Source organism: Streptomyces sp. GL_140 (assembly GCF_057834465.1).
In genome coordinates this window covers 2,550,299-2,575,757 of sequence record NZ_CM174404.1, presented here as the reverse complement: position 1 = coordinate 2,575,757, position 25,459 = coordinate 2,550,299, and the positions used below count along the sequence as shown (strand labels likewise).

Here is a 25,459-nt window from a genome sequence, read left to right as displayed (position 1 = left end):
TTCCCGCCCCGCCCCGTCCCGCATCCAAGGAGATCCCCCTTGATACGCCCCGCCCTCGCCGGCGCCGCGGGAGTGCTCGCAGCCACCCTGGCCGTGACGCTCCTGCCCGCCCTCCCCGCCGCCGCGGCGGTCGCCGCCAAGGCGCCGCCGGCCCCGCCCTCGGACGCCAAGCTGGCGGCCGAGCCCGCGCGGCACGACCTGACCCGCGAGCAGTTCTACTTCGTGCTCCCGGACCGGTTCGCGAACGGCGATCCTTCCAACGACCGGGGCGGCCTGACCGGTTCCCGGCTGGAGACCGGGCTCGACCCGACGGACAAGGGCTTCTACCAGGGCGGGGACCTCAAGGGGCTGACCGACCGGCTGGACTACATCAAGGGGCTCGGCACCACGGCCATCTGGATGGCGCCGATCTTCAAGAACCAGCCGGTCCAGGGGACGGGCAAGGACGTCTCTGCCGGCTACCACGGCTACTGGATCACCGACTTCACCCAGGTCGACCCGCACTTCGGGACCAACGCGGACCTGGAGCGGCTGATCGACAAGGCGCACCGCAAGGGGATGAAGGTCTTCTTCGACGTCATCGCCAACCACACCGCCGATGTCGTCGACTACCGGGAGGCGTCCTACGGGTATCTGTCCAAGGGGGCGTTCCCCTATCTGACCAAGGACGGGGTGCCGTTCAACGACTCGGACTACGTGGCTGGGAAGGGGAAGTTCCCCGCCGTGGACGCGGAATCCTTCCCCCGCACCCCCTTCGTTCCGGATGCGAAGAAGAACCTCAAGTCCCCGGCCTGGCTCAACGACCCGACGATGTACCACAACCGGGGAGACTCCACCTTCGCCGGCGAATCCTCCGACCAGGGGGACTTCTTCGGTCTCGACGACCTGTGGACCGAGCGTCCCGAGGTCGTGGAGGGGATGGAGAAGATCTACGAGAAGTGGGTCAAGGACTTCGACATCGACGGGTTCCGCATCGACACGGTGAAACACGTCGACATGGGGTTCTGGACCCAGTGGGCGACCGCACTCGACAAGTACGCCGCCCAGCGCGGGCGCAAGGACTTCTTCATGTTCGGCGAGGTCTACTCCGCCGACACCGCCATCACCTCCCCCTACGTGACCCGGGGCCGCCTCGACGCCACCCTCGACTTCCCGCTGCAGGACGCGATCCGCTCCTACGCCTCCCAGGGCGCGGGGGCCGGGCGGCTGGCATCCGTCTTCGGTGACGACTACCGGTACACGACCGACAAGGCGAACGCGTACGAGCAGGTCACCTTCCTCGGCAACCACGACATGGGGCGCTTCGGGACCTTCCTGAAGCAGGACCGGCCGGGCGCGGGGGAGCAGGAGCTGCTGGACCGCTACCGGCTGGCCAACGAGCTGATGTTCTTCTCCCGGGGCAATCCGGTGATCTACTCCGGCGACGAGCAGGGGTTCACGGGCGCGGGCGGGGACAAGGACGCGCGGCAGCCGCTCTTCGCCTCGAAGGTGGCCGATTATGTGGATGATGATCAGCTCGGAACGGCGCGCACGCACGCGAGCGATGCTTACGATCCGGAGCACCCTCTCTACAAGGAGATCAGTGCTCTCTCGAAGCTGACGAAGGAACATCCCGCCCTGCGGGACGGCGTTCAGAGTGAACGTTTCTCCGATGGGTCCGTCTACGCCTTCGCCCGCACCGACCCCCGCACGCGCACCGAGTACCTGGTCGCCGCCAACAACGGCACCGAACCCCGCACCATCGAGCTCGACGCCCCGGCGGGCGCCCAGTACCGCACCCTCTACGGAGGAGGAGCGGCCGCAAGCAACGCCCTGACCCGCGCCTCCGGCGCCGGCAAGCTCACCGTCACCGTCCCCGCGCTCGGCTCCGTCGTCCTCCGGGCGGCCACCCCGACCGCCAAGCCCGCCGCCTCCGCCGCCAAGCCCACCATCACGCTCAAGGCCCCGGCACCCGGCGCCACCGGCACCGTCGAGCTCACGGCCGAGGTGACCGGCGACCCGCTGAGCCGCGTCGTCCTCGCCGCCCAAACCGGCACCGACAAGTGGCAGGTCCTCGGCTCCGCCGACCACGCCCCCTACAAGGTCACCCAGAACGTCACCGCCCCGGCCGGCACGGCCCTGCGCTACAAGGCCGTGGTCGTCGACTCCGCCGGCCGCACCGCGAGCGCCGTCGCCGCGTCGAGCGCCGGTCAGGCCCCGCCCGCCGAGGTGCCCACCGCCACCCAGCGCGAGTACGCGATCGTCCACTACAACCGCCCCGACGGCGACTACACCGACTGGCGCCTGTACGCCTGGGGCGACCTTGCCGAAGGCGAAGCCACCACCTGGCCCGCCGGGCACGCCTTCACCGGCCGCGACGCCTACGGAGCCTTCGCGTACGTCAGGCTCAAGCCCGGCGCGAGCAGCGTCAGCTACCTCGTCATCGACAAGGACGGCACCAAGGACGTGGCCGCCGACCGCTCCGTCGACGTGACGAAGACCGGCGAGATCTGGCTCGACCAGGGCAAGGAAGCCCCCCGCCCCGAGCGCCCCGCGTATCCCGCGCCCGACCAGGCCAAGGCCGTCCTGCACTACCAGCGCCCCGACGGCGCCTACGACGGCTGGGGCCTGCACGTCTGGACGGGCGCCGCGACGCCGACCGACTGGTCCAAGCCGCTGCTCCCCGCCCGGATGGACTCCTACGGGGCCGTCTACGAGGTCCCGCTCGCCGCCGGGGCCACCAGCCTCAGCTACATCCTCCACAACGGCGACGCCAAGGACCTCCCCTCCGACCAGTCCCTCGACCTGAAGGCCACCGGCTCCGGCCACGAGGTGTGGATGCTGGGCGGCAAGGAGAAGTACCTCCTCCCGCAGCCGGCCGGTTCCGCCGCCGCCCTGGACCTCACCAAGGCCCAGGCCGTCTGGATCGACCGTGACACCCTCGCCTGGAACGCCCCGCCGGCCGCCGCCTCGCTCCAGCTCCTAGCCTCCCGCGAGGGTGCGGTCACCGCCGAGAACGGCGTCCTCCACGAGGCCGGCGCCCAGTGGCTGCGCCTGTCGAAGACCGAGCTCACCGCCGCCCAGAAGGAGAAGTTCCCGCACCTGGCCCAGTACGCCGCCTTCACCGTGGACCCGCGCGACCGGGACCGGGTCCGCGAGGCCCTGCGCGGCCAGCTGGTCGCCAGCGCCCGCGCCGCGAACGGCGCCGTCCTGGCGGCGACCGGAGTCCAGCTCGCGGGCGTCCTCGACGACCTGTACGCGAAGAACGCCGGATCCGCCGCCCTCGGCCCGGTCTTCAAGGACGGCCGCCCCACCTTCTCCGTCTGGGCACCCACCGCCCAGCAGGTAGCCCTGGAGCTCGACGGCGGACGCACCGTCCCCATGCGCCGCGACGACGCCACCGGCGTGTGGTCGGTGCGCGGGGAGCGCGACTGGACCGGCAAGAAGTACCGCTTCGCCGTCACCGTCTGGGCCCCGAGCACCCGCCAGGTCGTCCGGAACCTGGTCACCGACCCCTACTCCACCGCCCTGACCACGGACTCCACGTACAGCCTGGCCGTGGACCTGGCCGATCCGAAGCTGGCCCCGCCCGGCTGGCGCGAGCTGAAGAAGCCCGCCGCCGTCCCCTTCACCTCAGCGCAGATCCAGGAGCTCCACATCCGCGACTTCTCCGTCGCGGACCGCACCAGCACCCACCCCGGCCAGTACCTGGCCTTCACCGACACCGGCTCGGCCGGCATGGGCCACCTGCGCGAGCTGGCCGCCGCCGGGACCTCGTACGTCCACCTGCTGCCCGCCTTCGACATCGGCACCATCCCCGAGAAGGCCGCGGACCGCACCGAGCCCGCCTGCGACCTGAAGGTCTACGCCCCGGACTCCGAGGAGCAGCAGGCCTGCGTGACCGCCGCGGCCGCGAAGGACTCGTACAACTGGGGCTACGACCCGCTGCACTACACGGTTCCCGAGGGCTCGTACGCCAGCGACCCGAACGGCACGGCCCGCACGGTGGAGTTCCGCCGGATGGTGCAGTCCCTGAACGGCGCGGGCCTGCGCACGGTCATGGACGTGGTCTACAACCACACCGTGGCGGCCGGGCAGTCGGACAAGTCCGTCCTGGACCGCATCGTCCCCGGCTACTACCAGCGGCTGCTGGCCGACGGCTCCGTCGCCACCTCCACCTGCTGCGCCAACACCGCGCCCGAGAACGCCATGATGGGCCGCCTCGTCGTGGACTCGGTCGTCACCTGGGCCAAGCAGTACAAGGTCGACGGCTTCCGCTTCGACCTCATGGGCCACCACCCGAAGGCCAACATCCTGGCGGTGCGCGCAGCCCTCGACGCGCTGACCGTCGCCAAGGACGGGGTCGACGGGAAGAGGATCGTCCTCTACGGGGAGGGCTGGAACTTCGGCGAGGTCGCCAATGACGCCCGCTTCGTCCAGGCCACCCAGCAGAACATGGCCGGCACCGGCATCGCCACCTTCTCCGACCGCGCCCGCGACGCGGTGCGCGGCGGCGGCCCCTTCGACGAGGACCCGCGCGTCCAGGGCTTCGCGTCCGGCCTGTTCACGGCGCCGAACTCCTCGCCCGCCAACGGCACGGCCGCCGAGCAGCGGGCCCGGCTCCTCCACGACCAGGACCTGATCAAGGTCGGGCTGACCGGCAACCTGGCCTCGTACGCCTTCACGGACTCCACGGGCAAGGCGGTCAAGGGTTCCCAGGTGGACTACAACGGCGCCCCGGCCGGATACGCGGCGGCGCCCGGCGACGCGCTGGCCTACGCGGACGCCCACGACAACGAATCGCTGTTCGACGCCCTGAAGTACAAGCTCCCGGAGGGCACTTCGCCCGCCGACCAGGCCCGCATGCAGGTCCTGGGGATGTCGGTCGCGACCCTCTCCCAGGGCCCGTCCCTGTCCCAGGCGGGCACGGACCTGCTGCGCTCGAAGTCCCTGGACCGCAACTCCTTCGACAGCGGCGACTGGTTCAACGCCGTCCACTGGGACTGCCGTGACGGGAACGGCTTCGGCCGCGGCCTGCCGCCGGCCGCCGACAACCGCTCGAAGTGGCCCTACGCGAAGCCGCTGCTGGCCACCGGGACCGCCGGCGCCCCCGGCTGCGCGGAGATGACGGGCACCTCGGCCGCCTACCGGGACCTCCTGAGGATCCGTACGACGGAACCCGCCTTCGGCCTGACCTCGGCCGAAGCGGTCCAGTCCCGGCTGGCCTTCCCGCTCTCGGGGCCCCAGGAGACCCCGGGCGTGATCACGATGACCCTGGGCGAGCTGGTGGTGGTCTTCAACGCCACCCCCGAGTCCCGGGCCCAGCGCATCCCCGCCCTCGCGGGCACGGCCTACGGGCTGCACCCGGTCCAGGCGTCGGGGGCGGACGCCGCGGTCAAGGGATCGGTGTACGACGCGGGGACGGGGGAGTTCACGGTCCCCGCGCGCACGGTGGCGGTCTTCAAGCGGACCTGATCCGCGGGCTCAGACGAGAGTGAGCTGATCGAGCCGCTTCTCCAGCAGGATCACCCCGTACACCCGCCCGTCCTTGCCCTCCTTGTGAGGGAACTCCCCGACCACCCGGTAGCCCGCACCCTGGTAGTACGCGAGCAGCCGGGGATTGGTGGAGACGCAGTCCAGCCGCGCCCGTTCGCGGCCGGTCCTGGCGATGCGCCGCTCGGCATGTTCGAGCAGCCGCCGGCCGGCCCCGGCGGGCGCGGTTTCGCGTTCGACCATGAGCCGGTGCACGTAGCCCGCGACGGGCGGCTGGATGCCCCAGGCCTCCTCGTCGGACCACCACAGCTCGTACGCCCCGACGGCGTGCCCGTCACCGTCCGAGGCGAGCCACACCTCGCCCTCCCGCATGACCGTCAGGAAGTGCGCGGGGTCCTTCTCCCCGGGCTTCCACTGCTCGATCCCCTGCTGGCGCATCCAGCGGGCGGCCTGGTCGTACAGCTGCACCAGCGTGCCGGCGTCCTTCTCCTCGGCCCGCCGGAACAAGATCCCGTCTTCAATGATCACGCGGGCATTATCGCCCGGAGAATGATCAAGAAGGTTCCTCCGGGGCCCGGTTATCGGCGCGGCGCGGGCACGCCCGTCTGCGCCGCCGTCGTCGCGGACGTCACCGCCGCGGTCTCCCGCGCCGCCGGTACGAGCGCCGCGAGCCGCCCCACCAGTTCCCCGAACGGCCCGTCGGCCGGCTCGTCCGCGAGGATCCGTACGAGGATTCCCGCCATCTCCGCGTCGTAGGCGGCGCTTACCGCGGCCAGCGCCGCGAAGTCGTGCACCAGCTGCAGCTCCAGCTCGGCGCGCGGGATCCGCCGCCCGTCCAGCCAGATCAGCGCAGTGGACTCGGCCAGCGACACCCACGAGCGCACCACCAGCTCCAGGCGTGCGGGCGGAGCCTGCGCGGGGACCCCCAGATGGGCCAGGATCTGCTCGTACGCGGCCTGGCGCACCTCGTCGATCATCGCGTTGGCCCGGTTGCTCCCGACGGCCGGCCCGCCCCGCATCAGCGCCGAGAACCCGGGCCCGTGGTCGTCCACGAAGGCGAAGAAACGCCCCATGACCCGCAGCAACCGCGCCCCGAGCGGACCCTCCTGCGGCTCCACGAACCGCAGCGCCAGCTCGTCGGCGGCCCGGCGCAGCGCGGCCTCGTACAGGCTCAGCTTGCCGGGGAAGTAGTGGTAGACGAGCGGCCGGGATATCCCGGCCGCCGCCGCGATCTCGTCGATCGACACATCGTCGGGCGACCGGTGGCTGAACAGCTCCAGCGCCACCCCGATCAGCTGCTGCCGCCGCTCCTCGACACCCATCCTGCGCCGCACCCCGGTTGTCATGCGGAACACCCTACTGCGCGTCCCGTCCGGGCCGTTCGCAGCGCCCCTCAGAGGTCCAGGACCAGGTGGTCCGTGGCCGCGCGGGAGACGCACAGGAGCATCGAGTCCTCGCGTTCGCCGTCCGTGAGGAGGGTGTCGCGATGGTCGACGGTCCCCGACAGGACCCGGTGCTGACAGGTGCCGCAGAAGCCCTGCTCGCAGGAGTACGGGGTGCTGGGGAGCTCGCGGCGCACCGCGGTCAGCGCGGATTCCTCCGCCGCCACCTCGATCACCCGCCCCGAGCGGTGGAGTTCCACCGTGAAGGCCCTCGCGTCGCTGCCCGAGGCGGCCGGGGCGAACCGCTCCAGGTGGACCGCGGTGCCCTGCGGGGCCGCCGCTTCGACCGCCGCCATCAGGGGGGCCGGGCCGCAGCAGTAGACCAGGGTGTCCGGGCCGAGCACGGAGAGCGCAGACAGGTCGGGGAGGCCCGCCTCGTCCTCGGGCACCAGCACGACCCGGTCCCCGTACGCGGCCGCCAGCTCGGTGGCGAAGGGCATCGAGGCGCGCGAACGGCCCCCGTAGAGCAGGGTCCACGTCGCACCCGCGGCCGTCGCCGCCCGCAGCATCGGCAGGACCGGGGTGATGCCGATGCCGCCCGCGACGAAGGCGTACGAGGGGGACGGCGCGAGCGGGAAGCGGTTGCGGGGCGGGCGGACCGGCAGCTCCGCGCCCTCCACCAGCTGGGCGTGGGCCTCGCGGGAGCCGCCGCGGCCGTCCTCGACCAGCCGGACCGCGATCGTGTAGCGGCCCTGCTCGGAGGGGTCGCCGCACAGGGAGTACTGGCGGACCAGGCCCGACGGGAGCTGCACGTCCACGTGCGCACCCGGGGTCCAGGCCGGGAGTTCCGCAGATTCCAGGGTCAGGGACAGGACGCCGTCCGCGGGCTCCGTACGGGACACGATCAGGGCCGGGATCCACCGCCGCGGCGAGTACCCCGAGACGGGGGTCTCCAGCGCGGGCAGCGGCCACAGCGGCGACCCGGCGTCGATGCGCCTGCCGATCGCCCGCTTCGTCAGCCAGGCCGCGCCCGCGAGCGCCCCCACCGCCAGTGCCTTGCCGCGCCTCATGCGTGGAAACCTCCGTTCGCGCCGGGGGAGGAGGCCAGGTAGGCGACGGCCTGGGCCGTCGAGCCCTCCTGCGAGGGGTGGTAGGTGCGCGAGAGGTACGTCGGGATCGACTTCAGCATCGCGCCCGTGGACGGCAGGGTGCCCTTGCGCCCCGACCGGTGGAACTGGCCCACCGAGGCCTTGGAGCCGGGCGGCAGTTCGGGGTCGTGTTCCATGAAGTAGCGCGAGCCGCGCTGCCACAGGAAGACCAGCGCGGTGAAGGCGGTGGCCCAGGTCCTGGCGCGGCGGCGGTAGTTGCCGTCCAGGTGCATGAAGAGGTCGAAGGCCACCGAGCGGTGCTCGACCTCCTCCGCGCCGTGCCAGCGCAGCAGGTCCAGCATCATCGGGTCCGCGCCGCGCCGGTCCAGCTCCTCGGCGTTGAGGACCCAGTTGCCCAGGAACGCCGTGTAGTGCTCGATCGCGGCGATCATCGCCACACGCTCCATCAGCCACCACTTGCGCGCCTTGCCCGGAGGCAGCGTCCGGTCGCCGAGCATCTTCTCGAAGAGCCAGTCGACCTGGGCCGTGTACGGGGTCGGGTCCAGACCCAGCCGCTTGAGGTGGGGGAGCACGTCGTCGTGCGCGCTCGCGTGCATGGCCTCCTGGCCGATGAACCCGACGACGTCCTCCCGCAGCCGGTCGTCCGTGATGTACGGGAGCACCTGCTTGTAGACGTGCACGAACCAGCGCTCGCCCGCCGGGAGCAGCAGGTGGAGCACGTTGATGGTGTGGTTGGCGAAGGGATCGCCGGGCAGCCAGTGGAGCGGGGTGTCCTCCCAGGAGAAGGACACGTTCCGGGCCTTCAGATCTATGTGTTCCGACGCCACGGGGGCGGGCGACGCGGGCGGCGTATTAGACATGGCGTCAATGTACTGAGGGGTAGGGGCGGGGAAAAGCCCCCTGCGCAGACTTCTACCGCAGGACGCCCGCCTTCGCCCCGTCCGTCAGCTTGCCCGACAGCTCCACCTGCGCCCCCGCCGGAGCCTTCACCGCCAGCCGGTTGCCCACCGCGGACCCGGTCACCTGGCCGCCGCCAACCGTCAGCGAGGCGAACTGCGCGCTGCCCGCGGCCAGTACGTACCACTGCCCGGCCTTCGACTTCCACAGCACCCCGGCCAGCACCCGGGGCTCCCGCGCCCCGCAGGCCGGCGAGCCCTCCGCCTTCGCGGCCTGGGCCGCCAACGGGGCACCCGGGGCCAGGAACTGCGCCTGCACCCGGTCCGCCGTGCCCTGCCAGGTCTCCGCCCGCGTGCACAGCCAGGTCGCCGAGCCGTCGCCCTCCGGCAGCGGCTGCTTCGCGTACGTCCACGCGTTGACCGTGCGCACCCCGTGCGAGCGCACCGAAGGCAGCAGACAGGCGATCCGCGACCAGTCGCCCAGCTCCGCGCCCTCCGTCACGTTCCGCTCGGCACCCGGCGCCCCCGAGGTCAGCCGGGCCGGGGTCAGCTCGCCCAGGTCGGTGACCAGCCGGGTCGCGCCGTCGCCGGTCAGGGCCAGCGCGTTCCAGCTGGTACAGGTCCCGTCGGGCGCCGGGCTCGGCACCGGCGGAGTCATCCCGCCCGGCGTCAGCTTCAGCTCGGAGGGGGCCTCGCCGGGCTTGAGCAGGTCCCGCAGCGCCGCGCCCGTCACCCAGGGCGCCGCCAGATAGCGGACGTTGCCGTCGACCCGGCTGAGTACGAGCGCGGTCGCCGTGTCCTCGGAGGCGCCGTCGGTCCGGGCGAAGTCGAGGGCCGCGATGTCGGTGCCGGAGCGCGGTTCGGCGTACCGGGCCACGCGCAGCCCGTCGTAGAGCAGCACCACGACGGCCTGGTCGACGGTCCCGGCGAACAGCAGCTGCGGCGGCCCCATCGGCGGACCCGACGGGGTGCCGGGGGTCGCCGAGACGACCACCGAACGGCCGGGCCGCGCCCAGACGGCCAGCGCCCGCCGCAGCAGGGCGGTGTCGTCGGCCCGGTCCCCGCGCGCGGGCCAGGAGGAATAGTCGGTACGGGAGGACGTGCGCCAGGCCCCGGCCGCGGCCCGGACCAGCTGCCCGGGATCCAGGGCCTGCTCCGCCGCCGCGTTCTTCGCGTACAGCGGGGCCGCCGCCCCGTCGGCCCCCCAGCCCCCGCCGGGCAGGGCGAGCAGCGCCCCGCACACCACGAGGGCCGCCCCGGCGGCGATGCCGGCCCGCGCGAAGCGGCGGCGGCGCAGCAGATCGGTGGGCCGGGCCTGGAGCACGCACGGATCGAACTCGGGGGAGGCGAACAGCTCGTCGGTCGCCGGATCCCCGGACTCGGCGACGGCGGCGGCCGGATTGACGACCCCGGCCTCCGACAGCACCCGCAGCACCTCCGGCTCGGGCAGCCGCTCCAGCGCCCGCAGGACGCAGGCGGCCCGCCCCGGCCCGTCGAGGGTGGCCAGCCACTGGTCGAGCGCCAGCTCCTCGGCGCCGCCCGAGCGCGGGAACAGCCGCAGCCCCCACACCTGGGGGAGCAGCGGCGGCAGTTGGGCCCGCCGGGGCAGCGCGCGGAAGGTCAGCGGGATCCCGGCCTCCAGGGCGGCCCGCAGCACGCGCAGACGTACGTACGCGTACCCGGACTCGGTACCCGTCCCGCCCCGCTGGCCGGGAACCCCGCCCTGCACCGCGGCCTGTGCGGCGACCGCCCCGTCCCGGCGGCCGCGCGGCAGGGCGCGCTGGGCCAGCGAGTGGGCGGTGAGGACCCGGCGATTGCGGCCGAGGGCGGGTGGCAGCACCAGGTAGGCGAGCCGCACCAGCCGCGGATAGTGCTCGACGATGGCGGCCTCGGCCTGCTCGACGTCGGGCGAGAGGGGGCGGGTGGCGGTATCCGGCGCAGTCACATTCAGCAGAACGAGCGAATGGTCGGATGGTCACCCGTCCCCAGTGCGCGCGTTCGGATCACTAGGAGATGAGACGGGTGCGCAGCGCCTCGACCGTCTCGTCGGAAATGCCGAGGCCCTCGCGCACGTACTTCTCCATCGAGCCGTACCGGGTGTTCACCTCGTCCATCGCCGCCTCCAGGTAGGAGGGGAAGACGCCGATCAGGGCCAGCGCGATGTCCGGGTCCCCGCCGGCCGCCGTGAACCCCTCGATCATCGGGGCGAAGGCCTGCCGCACCGCCGGGTTGACCGACAGGTACTCGCTCATCAGCGTCTCGTCGTCGGCGCCGAGCAGCGACAGGACGACGGTCGCGCCCCAGCCCGTACGGTCCTTGCCCGCCGTGCAGTGGAAGAGGAGCGGGCCCGACTGCGGATCGGCGAGCTCGGTGAGCAGCGTCCGGTACGAGGCCTGCGCGGAGCCGGAGCTCACCAGCGAGCGGTAGACGCCGCCGAACAGCGTCTGCGCCTTGCCGCCGCCCAGGTGTTCCTCGGCGACCGCCGGGTCGGACAGCAGGTCCTTGAGCTGCGCGGCGGCGGGCATGCCGGACGGCCCGGAGCGCATCTTGTCGGCCAGGACGTCGGCTATGAGCAGCCGGGCACCGGCCGGCACCCGGTCGGGGTGGTCGGCGCGCTCGGCGTCGGTGCGGAAGTCGATGACCGTGCGCAGGCCCAGCGCGGCCACGGCCGGGTCGCTGTCCACGTCGAGCCGGTCGAGCTGGCCGGAGCGGAGCACCAGGCCGGGGCGGACCGTGCGGCCGCCGGAGAGCGGGGTGCCTCCGAGGTCGCGGAGGTTGGCGACGGTCGTGGCAGGGGTGGCGGTCATCTTGGCGACTCCAGCGTTGGCGTTGCTGTGGAATGTGCGGCTGTGCGGATTCGTGGATTCAGGTGGTGACGCGTGTCATCCATACGATTTTCGGAGATTTTGCTTCGGAAAGGTAATCGGCGGCCACGGACACCCCCAGGCCGAGCCCCAGCGCCACGAGGTGCCCGACGTCCGTGAAGGTCCGGCCCCGCATGAGCACGGGCCGCACTGCGAGCGCCAGCAGCCCCGCCCGGGCGGCCGTGCGCACCGGCCCGCGCGGCAGCGCCGAGGTCAGCACGCCGAGCACGGTGTTGAACCCGTAGCTCGTGCCCACGTCCACCGCCCGCCGGGTCCGCGGACCGGCCGTCCCGCGCAGCACGCCGTAGACCAGCAGGGTCGCCGCGCCGTGCCCGAACAGGAAGGCGGCGGCCGTCCACCAGGCCCCGTACGCGTATTCGCTGTAGCCGAGGACCGCCGTCAGCAGCAGCGCATACGGCAGCGGCATCGGCTCCTCGACGAGGAACGCGCTGATCGGCAGGGTCTCCCAGCGGCCGGCGTCGAGGTTCTCGGCATTGGTCGAGCAGGCGCGCAGCACCCGCTCGCGGGCGGCCGGATCCAGTCGCTCCAGGGCGTACGCCCCCAGCTGGACCCCGCCCGCGTACACCGCGCCCAGCGGCACCTTCCACGGCAGTGAGTTCACCCGGTCATGATCGAATACGCCCGCGCGTGCGGCGAGGCGGGGTTTTCGTGGCAGCATTTCCCCGTCATGCCACCCAGCCCCGCGCCGCTGCGCGCCGCCCGGGCCGCGATGTTCGCGGCGGTGGCTGTCGCACTGGGTGCGGTGGGGCATTCGTACATGTCCGGCACGGACATTCCCGCACTGGGGCTTCTGTCCGCATTCGGGCTGACCGGCGGACTCGCCTGGCTCGGCGCCGGACGACGGCGCGGACCGCTCCCGATCGGCGCGGCCCTGCTCGGCGTCCAGGCGGTGCTGCACCTCGTCTTCTCGACGTCCTCCTCTTCGCCCTCCTCTTCGTCCGCGGGCGCGGGGTACATGGGGTCCGCGGGCGCGGCGGGTACGCACGACATGAGTGCCATGGGAATGGGCTCCGGCATGGACATGGGCTCGGCCATGGGCATGGACATGAGCTCGGGCATGAGCTCGGGCATGGACATGGACATGGGCACGGCCATGGCCGGTCACGCCCACGACGGCCTCGGCATGATCGCCGCGCACGTCCTCGCCGGACTGTTCTGCGCGGCCTGGCTCGCCTGGGGCGAGGCCGCCGTCTTCCGGCTCGCCGCCGTCCTCGCGGCCGGAGCGCTGCTCGCGGCCCGGCCGCTCTCCCGGGTCCTCGCCCTGTTGCGCACGCGCGTGGCCCCCGTACCGCCGAGGCCTGCCCTCCGTCCCCGGTACGAGCGGCCGCGCACCCTGCGCGGGGCCGTGCACGCGCACACCGCGGAGCGGCGCGGGCCGCCCGGGTCGACCCGGATCCGCATCACGGCCCCCGGCCGTCCTGTCCGCGCCTGACCGAACGGCGCACCTCCTTGGTGAGGCGGCGAGACCTGGGGCCGGTCACCCATGTCTTCCACGTCTTCGCCAACACCTAGGACACCCATGCCTTTCGACCAGGCCAGGGGGGCCCGCGCAGCGGGCGCCGGCCGACTCGACACCATGCCCGACGCCGCCGCGCCCGACGCCGCGCCTGATGCCGCGCCCGGAACGGAGCCCGCGACGGCGCCCGCGACCCCCGGCCGCGGGCCCGGTACCTGGGCCGCGCTGCGGCCGCTGCTCCTGCGGCTGCACTTCTACGCCGGGGTGCTGATAGCCCCGCTGCTGTTCCTCGCCGCCGCCACCGGGCTGCTCTACGCGGGCTCCTGGCAGGCCGAGAAGATCCTCTACGCCGACCAGCTGACGGTCGAGAGCGTCAGCGACAGCACGCTGACGCTCGGCGCCCAGGTCAGCGCGGCGAAGAGGGCCGCGCCCCAGGGCACGGTGACCGCCGTGTGGCCCGCGCCCGAGCCGGACGCCACCACCCGGGTGATCATGGAGAGCCCGGGACTCGCCGAGGGCGAGACCCTCACGGTTTTCGTCGATCCGTATACGGCCGAGGTGCGCGGAAAGCTCACCACCGTCGGTGACGCGCTGCCCCTGCGGGCCTGGCTGAGCGAGTTCCACGCCAGCCTCCAGCTGGGGGAGTTCGGGCGGAACTACAGCGAGCTCGCCGCGAGCTGGCTGTGGGTCGTCGCGCTGGGCGGGCTCGCGCTGTGGATCGGCCGCAGGCGCACCCGTAAGGCGCTGCTGGTCGTTCCCGACCGGTCCGCGACCGGCCGGCGCCGGACGCTGTCCTGGCACGGATCGGTCGGCGTCTGGCTCGCCATCGGCCTCGTCGGCCTCTCCGCCACGGGCCTGACCTGGTCGAAGTACGCCGGCGAGAACGTCGGAGAGCTCAAGGACAGCCTCGGCGGGGCCACTCCGGCAGTCTCCGCCACGGTCGGCGGCTCCGCGGCCGGCGCCGCGGGCGGGGACCATGCCGGCCATGTCATGACCGAGGGCATGGAGGGCATGGAGATGCCGCCGGCCGCCGTCCATGACGTGGACATCGACCAGGCGGTGGTGGTCGCCAATTCCGCCGGGGTCACCGAGTACCTGCGGATCACCCTGCCCGCCAAGGGCAAGGGATACGTGATCAAGGAGCAGGACAAGCAGGTCCCGGTCCACCTGGACGCGGTCTCGATCGACCCCAACGACGGCCGGGTCATCGACGAACTCCGCTTCGCGGACTACCCGTTGCTTGCCCAGCTCACCCGCTTCGGCATCGACCTGCACATGGGCCTGACCCTCGGGCTCGTCAACCAGCTGGCGCTGGCCCTGCTGGCGGTCCTGCTGATGTGCACGATCGTCTGGGGCTACCGCATGTGGTGGCAGCGCCGCCCGACCAAGGAGCGCGGGCTCTCGGTCGGACGCCCGCAGCCGCGCGGGGCCTGGCGGAAGCTGCCGGTGACGCTGCTGCTGCCGCTGGCCGCCGCCACGGCCGTCGTGGGCTGGTTCCTGCCGCTGCTCGGGATCAGCCTGGTGGCGTTCCTGGCGGTCGACCTGCTGCTGGGCTTCGCGGCGGCGCGCCGCTCCAAGAAGGCCTAGCGGGGCCGGCAGGCTCCGGCGCTCCGGCGCCCCGGCGGTCCGGGCGTGTGCGTGGGCCCGTACTCCCCCTCGTGAGTACGGGCCCACCCGTCATAGGTCTTGCCTCGTCCACCGGGCGTCATGCGGGGGCTCAGGGGGCGTACTTGTACCCCACCCGGCGCACGGTCTGGATCGCGCCGCGGTGGGCGGCGCCGAGCTTGCGGCGCAGCCGGGCGACGTGGACGTCGACGGTGCGGCCGTCGCCGACGTGGCCGTAGCCCCAGACGGTGGTCACCAGCTGGTCCCGGCTGTGCACCCGGTGCGGGTGGGCGACGAGGTGGGCCAGCAGCTCGAACTCCAGGTAGGTCAGGTCCAGGACCTGACCGTCCACCTCCGCGGTGCGCTGCGCCGGGTCGATGCGGACCAGGGCGTCCCCGGTGACGGCCGCGCCCTCGGGGCGGGCCTGGACGGGGGGAACGGAGTGGGGGGCGAAGGCGATCGGCGGCTGCTGATCGGCCGGTACGAGGACCAGGTAGCCGACCATCGGCGGCTGGCCCGGCAGGGTGGGCAGGGTGTGCTGCGGGGCCGGCAGCCAGGTGGCGCCGGGCGGCAGGAAGTCGACGACGCGGGCCACCTCGTCCCGGTCCACGGACCGCAGGCGGTGGCGCGGACTGGGCGGGAAGGCCGGATAGGTCAGGGGAGCGGTCGCAGCGGAGGCGGCAGGGGCGAAGGAACGGGTGTTTGCCATGAGTGGTCAGCTCTTTCACGCGGAGTAGTCGGCAGGAGACGTACGTGCGGACGTCGTCTTGTGTCGTACCGCGCAGACCGAAGGCCTCGGGAGAGATCGGTGAGGAGGTCCCGGAGGCTTTAGAGGGCCGGCGCGTTCTTCGCGCGGCAACACACCCGGTCGAAATCGTGATCCTGACGGGAAGGCCAGAACGGCTCGAGGTCGCTGCGACCGATCGAGGTGTGCGAGTGGCTGGCCATGCGCCCATTCAAGCAGATGTACGGGGCCCAAGGCAGGCCTCGTCTCAGCCAGTGGATCGGAATCTCATATTCCGCGAACATCTCGTGAATTGACCGTCACAATTGCGACAAACCCTCAACCGGTCAGCCGCTTCCGCCAGTCGAGCCCGGTCACCCGTACGGCATCCCGGGCGGATCCGTCCCACAGCCACCGCAGCCCCACCGCGTCCAGGGCGGCGACCGCCTCCTGCCCCACCGCGACCGCCCGCGCGGCGCCGGCGGCTTCGCCCGCCTCCTCGCCGTTCGCGCGAAAGCCCCCGTAGAGGAGGTAGAGGTCCCCGCCGTCGGCGGCGCCCTGGGCGCACTGGCTGTGGAAGAAGACGTACCCGCGCGCGTCCGCGGCGCCGGCCGCCCGGATCTCTGCCGTCCCGCAGTTGCCGCAGCAGGCGAAGCACTCCCGCGCGGTGAGACCGGCGGCGCCGAGCGCGGCGAAGGCCCGGGTGAGGCGCTCCGGGTCGGTCTCGCCCACCCAGTCGGCCTGTTCGGCCACCCGCTCCCGCCAGAGCCGCGTCACCAGGTGTTCGGCCTGGGCCCGGGACACCGGCCGGTTCTTGCCGTCGACCAGGTATTCCTCGGCGTTCTCGGTCAGTACTGCCCGGTCGTCGTAGCCGCAGCGCAGCCAGTCCCGTACGGCCTCCTCCAGTTCCCGCTCGACCTCGGGAGGCAACGGCGGCGCAGGCGCGTCGTCGGCGGAGAAGTCCAGCCGCTCCCAGTCCGGGCCGAAGTCCCAGCCCTTCTGCTGCCGGGCCCAGCCCGCCATGAACTCCACGACCTCGGCCGCCGAGCGGAGACGGGTCTGGAAGTGCTGCGCGGGGGAACCGGCTCGATGCTCCAACTGGAGCTCGCCGTCCGCGTGGAGCAGCACCTGGAGGTACACGTCCGGGTCGCTCGGGATCCGGTCGAGCACGAGGAAGTTGTCCCCGGCCGCGTCGAGGCGCCCCAGCAGTTCGGCCAGCAAGGGCCGCGCGGGACGCTCGTAGGTCTCGCCGAGCGAGTTCCTGACTCTGATCGCCAACATGGGGACACCGTGCCAGAGGGGACTGACACGGCGGCCGGGAGGGCCCTGCGTTGTGGAACGCCGACGCCCGCCGGGCCACGGGGGCTCGGCGGGCGGCAGGCGGTGCAGGTCGTGCGGGGTGGTGCGGGGAGCGGGAGGTCCTCAGACCAGGCCGTCCTTCTCCAGGCGGGTGCAGCAGGTCTCCGTGATGAGGCGGGTGACCACGTACGGGTCCACGTTCGCGTTCGGGCGGCGGTCCTCGATGTAGCCCTTGCCGTCCTTCTCCACCTGCCACGGGATGCGGACGGAAGCGCCGCGGTCGGAGACGCCGTAGCTGAACTCGTTCCACGGGGCGGTCTCGTGCAGGCCCGTCAGGCGCTCGTCGATGCCGGCGCCGTAGTTCTTGACGTGGTCGAGCGGCTTGCTGCCCTCGCCCAGCGACTCGCACGCGGAGATGATCGCGGGGTAGCTCTCGCGCATCGCCTTCGTGGAGAAGTTGGTGTGCGCGCCCGCGCCGTTCCAGTCACCCTTGACCGGCTTCGGGTTCAGCGTCGCGGAGACGTTGAAGTCCTCGGCGGTGCGGTAGAGCAGCCAGCGCGCGATCCACAGCTGGTCGGAGACCTCCAGCGGGCCGACCGGGCCGACCTGGAACTCCCACTGGCCGGGCATGACCTCGGCGTTGATGCCGGAGATCGACAGGCCCGCCGTGAGGCAGTGGTCCAGGTGCTTCTCGACGATCTCGCGGCCGAAGATCTCGTCGGAGCCGACGCCGCAGTAGTAGCCGCCCTGCGCGGCCGGGAAGCCGTTGACCGGGAAGCCGAGCGGGCGGGTGCCGTCGAAGAAGGTGTACTCCTGCTCGATGCCGAAGATCGGGGCCTGGGCCTCGAACTTCTCGGCGATCGGACGCAGCTGCGCGCGGGTGTTCGACTCGTGCGGGGTCATGTCGATGTTGAGGACCTCGCACAGGACGAGGACGTGGTCGCCGCCGCGGATCGGGTCCGGGCAGGAGAACACCGGCTGCAGCACGCGGTCGGAGGCGTGGCCCTCGGCCTGGTTGGTGCTCGAACCGTCGAAGCCCCAGATCGGCAGCGAGTCGCCGTCCGCCAGGATCCTGGTCTTGGAGCGCAGCTTCGCCGTCGGCTCGGTTCCGTCGATCCAGATGTACTCAGCCTTGTAGCTCACGGGCCCATCCTTCGGTGCGTCGCTCCGGCGCAGACTCTGCGGGTGCTGCGGTGGTGTACTGCGATTCGAACTGCGGTCCAGTTCGAAATGCGCTGTGACCGCAGCGTGCCCCCTTGCGATTTCTCTTCCGTTGCCCGTGTGTGAACCCCGTGTTACCGAGGTTTACGCCGCAGGTGGGCGTGGTTGTGCGGGTTGGCCACGGGACACCCGTCCGGGTGGGGCAGACTGGGCGGGTGAGCATTTCGTACGATTTGAAGTCCGCCGAAGACGGTTCCGCAGGGGCCGCTTCCGGGCCGCGCCCCCGTGTCGGACTGCTGGGGACCGGCCCCTGGGCCCACCGCACCCACGCCCCCGCCCTCGCCGCCCACTCCGGCTCCGAGTTCGTCGGAGTCTGGGGCCGGCGGCCCGAAGCCGCGGCCGATCTCGCACGCCGGTACGGCGTGAAGGTGTACGAAGACCCCGACGCGCTGTTCGCCGACTGTGATGCCGTGGCCTTCGCCCTGCCGCCCGACGTGCAGGCCGAGCTCGCCGTGCGCGCGGCGGCCGCCGGATGCCACCTGCTGCTCGACAAGCCCGTCGCCACGACCGCGGCCGACGCCCGCGCCGTCGCCGACGCCGTGGTCGAACACCGGGTCGCCTCCGTCGTCTTCCTGACCCTGCGCTTCGCCGAGCCGACCGCCGGCTGGGTGACGCAGCAGGCGGAGCGCTCCGGCTGGTTCACCGCCGCCGCCCACTGGCTCGGCGCGGTCTTCCCGCCCGACGGCGAACCCAGCGCCTACGCCGACTCGCCCTGGCGCAAGGCCAAGGGCGGGCTGTGGGACGTGGGCCCGCACGCCCTGTCCGTACTCATCCCCGTCCTCGGCGACGTCACCTCGGTAAGCGCCACCCGCGGCCCGTCCGACGTGGTCCAGCTGGCCCTGCGCCACACCTCCGGCGCGGCCAGCACCGCCGTCCTGAGCCTGAGCTCCCCGCGCGCCGCCGCCGGGGTGGGCCTGGAACTGCGCGGGTCCGAGGGCGTCTTCGGCCTCCCGGAGTGGAGCGACGTCCCGGGCGCCTACGGCAGGGCCCTGGACGCACTGCTCACGGCGGCCCGCACCGGCGTCCCGGACACCCGGGGCGCGGAGTTCGGGGCCCGGCTGACGGAGATCCTGGCCGAGGCGGAGGGACAGCTGCCGCGGTGACGGGGGCTCGGCGCAGGAGGGCCTCCCCGCCGCGCGCTCACTTGATCAGGGCGTTGGCCACGATGATGGCCAGGCCGATCGTGGCGTCGGCGACGCCGATCAGCAGCGCGGAGCCGAGCTGGTAGCCGACCCGCAGGGCCACGAAGGAACCCCAGGCGAACAGCATCGCCGTGTTCAGGCCCAGCCCGATCGCGGTGACCCCGTGCGAGTCCCAGTCGGCGAGCCCGGCGACGAGCAGCAGCAGGACGGTGGGAAGGGTGGCCGCGATCATCGGCCACTCGTTCCACAGCGCCCGCCGCAGCAGCCGCCACCGATGTCCGGCGGAACCGGGCTGGTGGGTGGCCATGTGGTGCGAGTACCCGTGCGCGAGCCCGGCGGTGGCTGCGGTGACGAGGACCCAGCTGGCATCGTAGAAGGGCGTGTACTCCCCGCCCTTCTGGTCGAGCGCGGCGAGCAGCCCGGACGCGAGGACCGTCCCGTACACCCCGCCGAACATCCAGTCGGCGTTCCGCCTGGGCGGGGGGAGGAGGGGCGCTTCGGGGGTTTCCGGAGACTGCTCGGTCACGGAGGGCGGTCCTTGTGTGCGGTTCATCCCCGTTTGGGCTGACCTCGACAAGCGTAGGGGGTGGGGGATGGGGTCCGTGTGAGGGACGGGAGCCGGGTCATCCCTTGCGCGACAGCGCGTCCCGGACCGCCTCCTCCGAGCGGGCCACCACCGCCGTGCCGTCCTGCGCCGTGATGATGGGGCGCTGGATCAGCTTCGGGTGCGCCGCGAGATGGCTGATCCAGAGCTGCCGGGCCGCCTCGGTCTCCTCGCGCGGCAGGTCCCGTACGCCGGTCTCCTTGGCGAGCGGGTCCGAGGTGCGCGTGATGTCCCAGGGCTCCAGGCCCAGGCGGCCCAGGACCTCGCGGATCTCGGTCTCGGAAGGTACGTCCTCCAGGTAGCGGCGGACGGTGTAGTCGGCGCCCTCCGCGTCCAGCAGGGTCAGCGCGCTGCGGCACTTCGAACAGGCCGGATTGATCCAGATCTCCATGCCCCGAAGCCTAGCGAGAGGGCTGGCGGGACGGCTGGCGGGACGGCTGTCGGGATGCCGAAGGAGATGCCGGCCGGGATGCCGGGGAACGGCGTCCGGCCAGGTCCTTTGTCAGTGGTCCCCAGTAAAATCGAAGGAGAACGACAGGACGCCAACTACCGTTTGGGAGGCTGTAGATGGCCACTGCCACTGCCACTGCGAGGAACACGGTCACGCGCACCATCGAGACCGTCAAGAAGAAGCCGCTGCCGGCGGGGCTGCCCCGCGAGTGGTACGAGAGCCACAACCGGCGGCTGAAGGCGATGCGGCTGGCGATATCCCTGCTCGACTCGGGCACCTATGACGTCCGGCGCGCCACCAACCGCAAGATACGGGCGATGGCCGTCCGGACGGGGATCCACCGGCCGTCCAACGTCACCTGCAAGCTGGTCCGTTCCTTCATCCGCGAAGCCGCGTAACCGCCTCACCGGCCGGTCGCCGCCCGCCCGCCCCGGGTCGGCCGGTCGGCCGGTGGGTCAGGCCGTCGTCGAGGGTGACGTTGACGACCTTGCCCTCGTCCTCGGCCGCGCGCACCAGGTCCGAGCCCACCTTCAGCCGGGCGGGGGCCTCGATCACCTGGTTCTTCGCCGAGTCGGGGGCCACCGCCTCCTCCCCGGCCGCGCCCAGCACGATCGCCCCGGTCAGCAGGGCCGCGGCGTACGGTGCGCACCGTCCTGGTCCCCGCCCGGAGAGAGCACCAGCAGCGCCACGTCGTCGCGCGGCCCGCCCTCGGTGAAGGACGCGAGGTCCCGCCACACCGCCTGCGACAGCCCCGCCGGGTCCGTCGCGAGTACGGCCACCCGCGCGGCCAGCGGGTAGAAGTTCCCCGCCGCGTCGCGGGCCTCCGTCACCCCGTCCGTGTACAGCAGGATCCGGTCCTCGGGCCGGACCGGGAGCTCGGTGGGCTTCGCCGGGGCCGGACCGGCCAGCCCCAGGCCGAGCGGGGGGCCCGGTTCCACATCGAGCTCCGAGACCACGAAGCCCCGTAGCAGCAGGGGCGGGGGATGCCCGCACGACACGATCCGTACGAGGCCCAGCCCCGGCGGGAACTCCAGCAGCACCGCCGTCGCGAACAGCTCCGCGTGCTGCACCGACGTGGCCGCCGCGTCGGCCAGCAGCCGCCGGTCCAGCCGGGCCGCCACCGCCGTGAGCTCCGCGTCGTCCAGGACCCCCTCCCGGAAGGCGCCGAGCAGCGAGGCCACCGTACCGACGGCGGCCAGACCGTGGCCCTGGACGTCGCCGACCACCGCGCGCACGCCGAAGGGGCCCACCCGGACGTCGTACAGGTCTCCGCCCACCAGGGTGCCGCGCTGGGCCGCCCGGTAGAGGCCGGAGCAGCGGACCCGGCCGACCCGTTCGGGGACGGGCGGCAGCACCGCCAGCTGGGCGGCCTCCGCGACGGTCCGGACACTGATCAGCTGGGCGTCACGACGTTTTCGGACCCAGGCCACGACCACGCTCAGCAGACCGATCGCGGCGACGGTGGCGAGGTCGGAGCCGCGGGGGTGCGCGATGCCGATGGCCGGCAGGCCGAGGAGCACGAGCACCACGCCGGCGAAGACGGCGGTGCCGGCGGCGCCGTAGGCGAAGGCCGCCACCGGGGGGAGCCCGGCCAGGAAGTAGCCGAGCTCGACGTCGCCGGGGGTGACGCGCTGGGCGCAGACCAGCACGAACAGCGCCACCGCGGGCGCGAGCCGGGCCCAGCGGGGCGGCGGCGCCCCACGGAGCCAGCCCGGCTCCTCGCGTACGAGTCTCACCCCTCCACCCTGGTACCGGCACGGAAGGCGCGCACGCTGGGTGGCCCTGTGGAGCGGCGGCCACGAGAGTGGGGGCGTGACGGAAACGACGGACGGCGGTGCGGGCGGCGACGGCGGTACGCAGAGCGCGGCGATCAGCACCCGGCTGAACTGGCTGCGCGCGGGGGTGCTGGGCGCGAACGACGGGATCATCTCGACGGCGGGCCTCGTCGTCGGCGTCGCCGGGGCCACGACCTCGCGGTCGGCGATCCTCGCGGCGGGCGTCGCGGGGCTGCTGGCGGGCGCGCTGTCGATGGCGGCGGGGGAGTACGTCTCCGTCAGCTCCCAGCGGGACTCCGAGAAGGCGGCGCTGGACTTGGAGCGGCGGGAGCTGGAGGAGTCCCCGGTGGAGGAGCTGGAGGAGCTGACCGGGCTCCTGGTGGAGCGGGGGCTGAGCAGGGCGGTGGCGCGGGAGGCGGCGGAGCAGCTGACGGAGAGGGACGCGCTGCGGGCGCACGCGCGGGTGGAGCTGGGCATCAACCCCGACGAACTCGCCAACCCGTGGCACGCGGCACTGGCGAGCCTGGTGGCGTTCACCGTGGGGGCGCTGCTGCCGCTTCTGGCGATCGTGCTGCCGGGGCCCTCGGGGCGGGTGCCGGTGACGGTGGCGGCGGTGCTGGTGGCGCTGACCCTGTGCGGGGTGCTCAGCGCACGGCTGGGCGGGGCGGGGGCGGCGCGGGCGGTCCTGCGCAACGTCGCCGGTGGCGCCCTGGCGATGGCCGTGACCTACGCGGTCGGGACCTGGCTGGGCGGAGCCGCCTGACGGGCCCGGGCCAAATCCAGCCCCGCCCGGGGGCACCTCCCAGCGGTAGCTGGGGGAGTTCGAGGCGCGGGGGTCCGGGGGCTGGTCCCCGGGAGCGGAGCCGCGCGGCGGGCACGGCGCGGCACCATGTCGAGCACCATCGCAGGGCCGCCCCGCGGCCGCGGCTGCCAAGATGAGCGCATGCGTATCGCGATCACCGGTGCCACCGGGCTCATCGGCAGCGCCCTCGGGCGGTCCCTGAAGGCCGACGGACATGAGGTCGTCCGGTTCGTCCGGCGGGAGCCGGGTGCTCCGGACGAGGCGCGATGGGATCCTGCGCGGGGCTACGTCGACCCCGCCGGACTCGCCGGCTGCCAAGCCGTCGTGCACCTTGCCGGAGCCGGGGTCGGGGACCACCGGTGGACGGACGCCTACAAGCGGGAGATCCGCGACAGCCGGGTCAACGGCACGGCCGCCATGGCCCGTGCCGTCGCCGCCATGGCCGAGCCGCCGGAGGTGTTCGTCTGCGGGACCGCCATCGGCTACTACGGCGACACGGGCGACCGCGCGGTCGACGAGAGCGCCCCGGCGGGAGAGGGCTTCCTCCCCGAGGTGTGCATCGCGTGGGAGGCGGCCGCCGCCCCCGCCCTGGACGCCGGCGTCCGGACGGTGTTCGCCCGTACCGGGCTGGTCGTCGCGGCAGAGGGAGGGGCCTGGGGGAAGCTGTTCCCGATCTTCAAGGCGGGGATCGGCGGCCGGCTCGGCAACGGCCGCCAGTACTGGTCGCACATCTCGATGCACGACGAACTCGCCGCCCTGCGGTACGTCATCGACACCCCGTCGATGGCCGGCCCGGTGAACCTGACCGCCCCCGAGCCCCTGACCAACCGCGAGGTCACGGCCGCGATGGGCCGGGTCCTGCACCGGCCGGCGGTGTTCGCCGTACCGGCTCCGGCGATGCGCGTGGTCCTCGGCGAGTTCGCCCAGGACGTGCTGGGCAGCCAGCGGGTGCGCCCCGCCCGGCTGCTGGAGTCCGGCTTCGTCTTCCGCTACCCCGGGATCGACGAGTCGATCAGGGCGGCGCTGGCGGGCTAGCTGGCTAGCGGGCTAGGCCGTCTCCTTCGGATCTCGGCCGTCGCAAACCCCTGCGGCTGCCCCGGCGGGGCCCGAAGGGGGCCCGGGGGGAGCGTCCGGCGTCCGCGTGCGACCGTACGTGAGCCGAATGCGACCGCCGTGCGACCGGATTTGACCGCGCGGCTCGCAATAGCTCCGTCAACTCGGGTTCCGCTGGAGCCGGTTGGGGGAAGGAGGATTCCCACACAGCCGGGCCGACCTCGGGGAGGGGCACGTGCTCAACAGCGCACACGCACACCATGCGGACGTAGTCATCGTAGGAGCCGGAGTCTCGGGACTTGCGGCCGCGCACCACCTGATCGCGGCCGGGGTCACGGTCATCGTCCTGGAGGGCGCGGACGACTCCGGCGGACGGATGGCCACCGAGACCGTCGACGGCTTCCGGCTCGACCGGGTCGGCCAGTTGCTCAACACCGCCTACACCGAGCCGGCCCGCACCCCCGGCCTGGGGGACCTGGTCCTGCGGCCCTTCGCACCCGGCGCCCTCATCCACACCGACGGCAGGATCCTGCACGCCGGCGCCCTCACACCCGCCCGCGCCCTGACCAGCGGCTCCATCGACCAGGCCCGGATCGGCGCCGCCCTCGGCCGGCTCGCCGCGCTGCCCGAGGAACGCCTCCTCGCCCGCCCCGAGCGCACCGCACACGCCGCCCTGAGCTCCCGGAGCCTCGGATCGGCACTGCGCCCGCTCCTCGCCGCGCTCCTGCGCGACCCCGTGCTCGCCACCTCCAGCCGCGTCGCAGACCTCGCCCTGCGCACCTTCGCCCGCGGCCGCCTCGCCGTGCCCGAGGGCGGCGCCGCCACCCTGCCCGCACTGCTCGCCGCCGCACTGCCGCCCGGCACCGTACGCACCGGCGTCCGGGTCCGGTCGGTGGCCACCAACCTCGTCACCACCGAGGGGCACGGGGACTTCAGCTGCCGCTCCGCCGTCCTGGCCACCGGGGCCCGGGCCGCGGCCGAACTGCTCCCGGGGCTGCGCGTGCCCGGCTTCCACGAGGTGACCGTCATCCACCACGCCACCAACGGGCTCCTGCCCTGGGACGGCTCGCTGCTCCTGGACGGCGACCCCAAGTGGCCCGTCGCCCACACCGCCGTGATGAGCGCCGTCGACCCGACGCGCGCCCCCGCCGGCCGCAGCCTGGTCACCACCACCGTGCTCGGCCCGCCGCCGCCCTCGCGCACGGTCGCCTCGCGCCTGGCCCGGCTCTACGAGACTTCGACCCGGGAGTGGGAGCTCCTCGCCGTCCACCACACCCCCGAGGCCGTCCCCGCCATGCCCCCGCGGCAGGACACGCGCCGCCCGGTCCGGGTCCTCGCCGGGCTCTACGTCTGCGGCGACCACCGGGACACCAACACCGTCGAGGGCGCGCTGCGTTCGGCGCGGCGCGCCGCCGGAGCCGTCCTGAAGGACTTCGGCATCCCGCTCCCGGCCGCCCCGGAGGCAATGCTTCCGGTGGCGGCCTGAAGGAGCCGCGCCGACGGGGCAGAACCAGCCCCGTCCGGGGGTCCCCCCGGACGGGGCTGGGGGAGTTTGAGGCGCGGGATCCGGGGCAGAGCCCCGC

22 protein-coding genes are annotated in these 25,459 nt (G+C 73.2%); 8 read left to right on the top strand and 14 right to left on the bottom strand.

The window, feature by feature from the left end; all coding sequences use genetic code 11:
- The first annotated feature begins 39 nt into the window (after positions 1-39).
- Positions 40-5,454 (top strand): pullulanase-type alpha-1,6-glucosidase, encoded by a 5,415-nt coding sequence (gene pulA, locus AC3IYJ_RS12050; RefSeq protein ID WP_489401301.1) that lies wholly within the window; start codon positions 40-42, stop codon positions 5,452-5,454.
- A gap of 9 nt (positions 5,455-5,463) precedes the next feature.
- Here pulA and AC3IYJ_RS12045 read toward each other — a convergent pair whose 3' ends face one another.
- The 7 genes from AC3IYJ_RS12045 to AC3IYJ_RS12015 all read right to left on the bottom strand — a co-directional run bounded on the left by AC3IYJ_RS12045 (position 5,464) and on the right by AC3IYJ_RS12015 (position 12,345).
- Positions 5,464-6,000 carry a GNAT family N-acetyltransferase gene (locus AC3IYJ_RS12045; protein ID WP_489401300.1) on the bottom strand — a complete coding sequence of 179 codons (537 nt, stop codon included), beginning with the start codon at positions 5,998-6,000 and terminating at the stop codon, positions 5,464-5,466.
- A 50-nt stretch (positions 6,001-6,050) separates the two neighbouring features.
- The gene (locus AC3IYJ_RS12040) at positions 6,051-6,818 is read right to left on the bottom strand and encodes a TetR/AcrR family transcriptional regulator (protein WP_489401299.1); all 768 of its coding nucleotides are present in this window, start codon (positions 6,816-6,818) and stop codon (positions 6,051-6,053) included.
- Positions 6,819-6,865: 47 nt separating this feature from the next.
- Complete coding sequence (locus tag AC3IYJ_RS12035; protein WP_489401298.1) at positions 6,866-7,924, bottom strand: PDR/VanB family oxidoreductase; 1,059 nt, start codon at positions 7,922-7,924, stop codon at positions 6,866-6,868.
- Positions 7,921-8,823: a metal-dependent hydrolase gene (locus tag AC3IYJ_RS12030; RefSeq protein ID WP_489401297.1), complete on the bottom strand. Its 903-nt coding sequence runs from the start codon at positions 8,821-8,823 to the stop codon at positions 7,921-7,923. The genes AC3IYJ_RS12035 and AC3IYJ_RS12030 overlap by 4 nt, the downstream gene beginning before the upstream one ends.
- 52 nt (positions 8,824-8,875) lie before the next feature.
- On the bottom strand, positions 8,876-10,804 hold the full coding sequence (locus AC3IYJ_RS12025; RefSeq protein ID WP_489401296.1) for a hypothetical protein: 1,929 nt from the start codon (positions 10,802-10,804) through the stop codon (positions 8,876-8,878).
- 61 nt (positions 10,805-10,865) lie between these two features.
- On the bottom strand, positions 10,866-11,666 hold the full coding sequence (locus AC3IYJ_RS12020) for a tyrosine-protein phosphatase (RefSeq protein ID WP_489401295.1): 801 nt from the start codon (positions 11,664-11,666) through the stop codon (positions 10,866-10,868).
- A 58-nt stretch (positions 11,667-11,724) separates the two neighbouring features.
- A complete protein-coding gene (locus tag AC3IYJ_RS12015; RefSeq protein WP_489401294.1) occupies positions 11,725-12,345 on the bottom strand; it encodes a rhomboid-like protein in 621 nt (206 codons plus the stop codon).
- 66 nt (positions 12,346-12,411) lie between these two features.
- Between AC3IYJ_RS12015 and AC3IYJ_RS12010 the strand changes: the two genes are divergently transcribed.
- Complete coding sequence (locus AC3IYJ_RS12010) at positions 12,412-13,176, top strand: hypothetical protein (protein WP_489401293.1); 765 nt, start codon at positions 12,412-12,414, stop codon at positions 13,174-13,176.
- 87 nt (positions 13,177-13,263) lie between these two features.
- Positions 13,264-14,787: a PepSY-associated TM helix domain-containing protein gene (locus AC3IYJ_RS12005; protein WP_489401292.1), complete on the top strand. Its 1,524-nt coding sequence runs from the start codon at positions 13,264-13,266 to the stop codon at positions 14,785-14,787.
- A 130-nt stretch (positions 14,788-14,917) separates the two neighbouring features.
- Here the strand turns inward: AC3IYJ_RS12005 and AC3IYJ_RS12000 are convergent, their stop codons facing one another.
- The 3 genes from AC3IYJ_RS12000 to glnII form a co-directional block, all read right to left on the bottom strand.
- Entirely contained in the window at positions 14,918-15,514 is a 597-nt protein-coding gene (locus tag AC3IYJ_RS12000; protein ID WP_489401291.1) for a winged helix-turn-helix domain-containing protein, read from the bottom strand.
- A gap of 354 nt (positions 15,515-15,868) precedes the next feature.
- Complete coding sequence (locus AC3IYJ_RS11995; RefSeq protein WP_489401290.1) at positions 15,869-16,810, bottom strand: DUF6891 domain-containing protein; 942 nt, start codon at positions 16,808-16,810, stop codon at positions 15,869-15,871.
- A gap of 141 nt (positions 16,811-16,951) precedes the next feature.
- Positions 16,952-17,971, bottom strand: a complete 1,020-nt coding sequence (glnII, locus tag AC3IYJ_RS11990; RefSeq protein ID WP_489401289.1) for a glutamine synthetase — start codon at positions 17,969-17,971, stop codon at positions 16,952-16,954.
- A gap of 239 nt (positions 17,972-18,210) precedes the next feature.
- Here glnII and AC3IYJ_RS11985 point away from each other — a divergent pair, with 239 nt between their 5' ends.
- On the top strand, positions 18,211-19,152 hold the full coding sequence (locus AC3IYJ_RS11985; protein ID WP_489402787.1) for a Gfo/Idh/MocA family protein: 942 nt from the start codon (positions 18,211-18,213) through the stop codon (positions 19,150-19,152).
- Between the two features lie 37 nt (positions 19,153-19,189).
- On the opposite strand, the gene AC3IYJ_RS11980 is transcribed toward AC3IYJ_RS11985, so the two are convergent.
- Positions 19,190-19,717 (bottom strand): hypothetical protein, encoded by a 528-nt coding sequence (locus tag AC3IYJ_RS11980; protein ID WP_489401288.1) that lies wholly within the window; start codon positions 19,715-19,717, stop codon positions 19,190-19,192.
- A 97-nt stretch (positions 19,718-19,814) separates the two neighbouring features.
- On the bottom strand, positions 19,815-20,186 hold the full coding sequence (locus tag AC3IYJ_RS11975; RefSeq protein WP_489401287.1) for an ArsC/Spx/MgsR family protein: 372 nt from the start codon (positions 20,184-20,186) through the stop codon (positions 19,815-19,817).
- Between the two features lie 176 nt (positions 20,187-20,362).
- Between AC3IYJ_RS11975 and AC3IYJ_RS11970 the strand changes: the two genes are divergently transcribed.
- Positions 20,363-20,644 (top strand): hypothetical protein, encoded by a 282-nt coding sequence (locus tag AC3IYJ_RS11970; protein ID WP_489401286.1) that lies wholly within the window; start codon positions 20,363-20,365, stop codon positions 20,642-20,644.
- On the opposite strand, the gene AC3IYJ_RS11965 is transcribed toward AC3IYJ_RS11970, so the two are convergent.
- On the bottom strand, positions 20,625-20,855 hold the full coding sequence (locus tag AC3IYJ_RS11965; RefSeq protein WP_489401285.1) for a hypothetical protein: 231 nt from the start codon (positions 20,853-20,855) through the stop codon (positions 20,625-20,627). The genes AC3IYJ_RS11970 and AC3IYJ_RS11965 overlap by 20 nt on opposite strands.
- 11 nt (positions 20,856-20,866) lie before the next feature.
- The gene (locus AC3IYJ_RS11960; protein WP_489401284.1) at positions 20,867-21,982 is read right to left on the bottom strand and encodes a PP2C family protein-serine/threonine phosphatase; all 1,116 of its coding nucleotides are present in this window, start codon (positions 21,980-21,982) and stop codon (positions 20,867-20,869) included.
- A gap of 76 nt (positions 21,983-22,058) precedes the next feature.
- On the opposite strand from AC3IYJ_RS11960, the gene AC3IYJ_RS11955 reads away from it, so the two are divergent.
- The 3 genes from AC3IYJ_RS11955 (at position 22,059) to AC3IYJ_RS11945 (ending at position 25,362) form a co-directional block, all read left to right on the top strand.
- Positions 22,059-22,784, top strand: a complete 726-nt coding sequence (locus tag AC3IYJ_RS11955; protein WP_489401283.1) for a VIT1/CCC1 transporter family protein — start codon at positions 22,059-22,061, stop codon at positions 22,782-22,784.
- A 126-nt stretch (positions 22,785-22,910) separates the two neighbouring features.
- A complete protein-coding gene (locus AC3IYJ_RS11950; RefSeq protein ID WP_489401282.1) occupies positions 22,911-23,858 on the top strand; it encodes a TIGR01777 family oxidoreductase in 948 nt (315 codons plus the stop codon).
- Positions 23,859-24,111: 253 nt separating this feature from the next.
- Entirely contained in the window at positions 24,112-25,362 is a 1,251-nt protein-coding gene (locus tag AC3IYJ_RS11945; protein ID WP_489401281.1) for an FAD-dependent oxidoreductase, read from the top strand.
- Positions 25,363-25,459 lie beyond the last annotated feature (97 nt).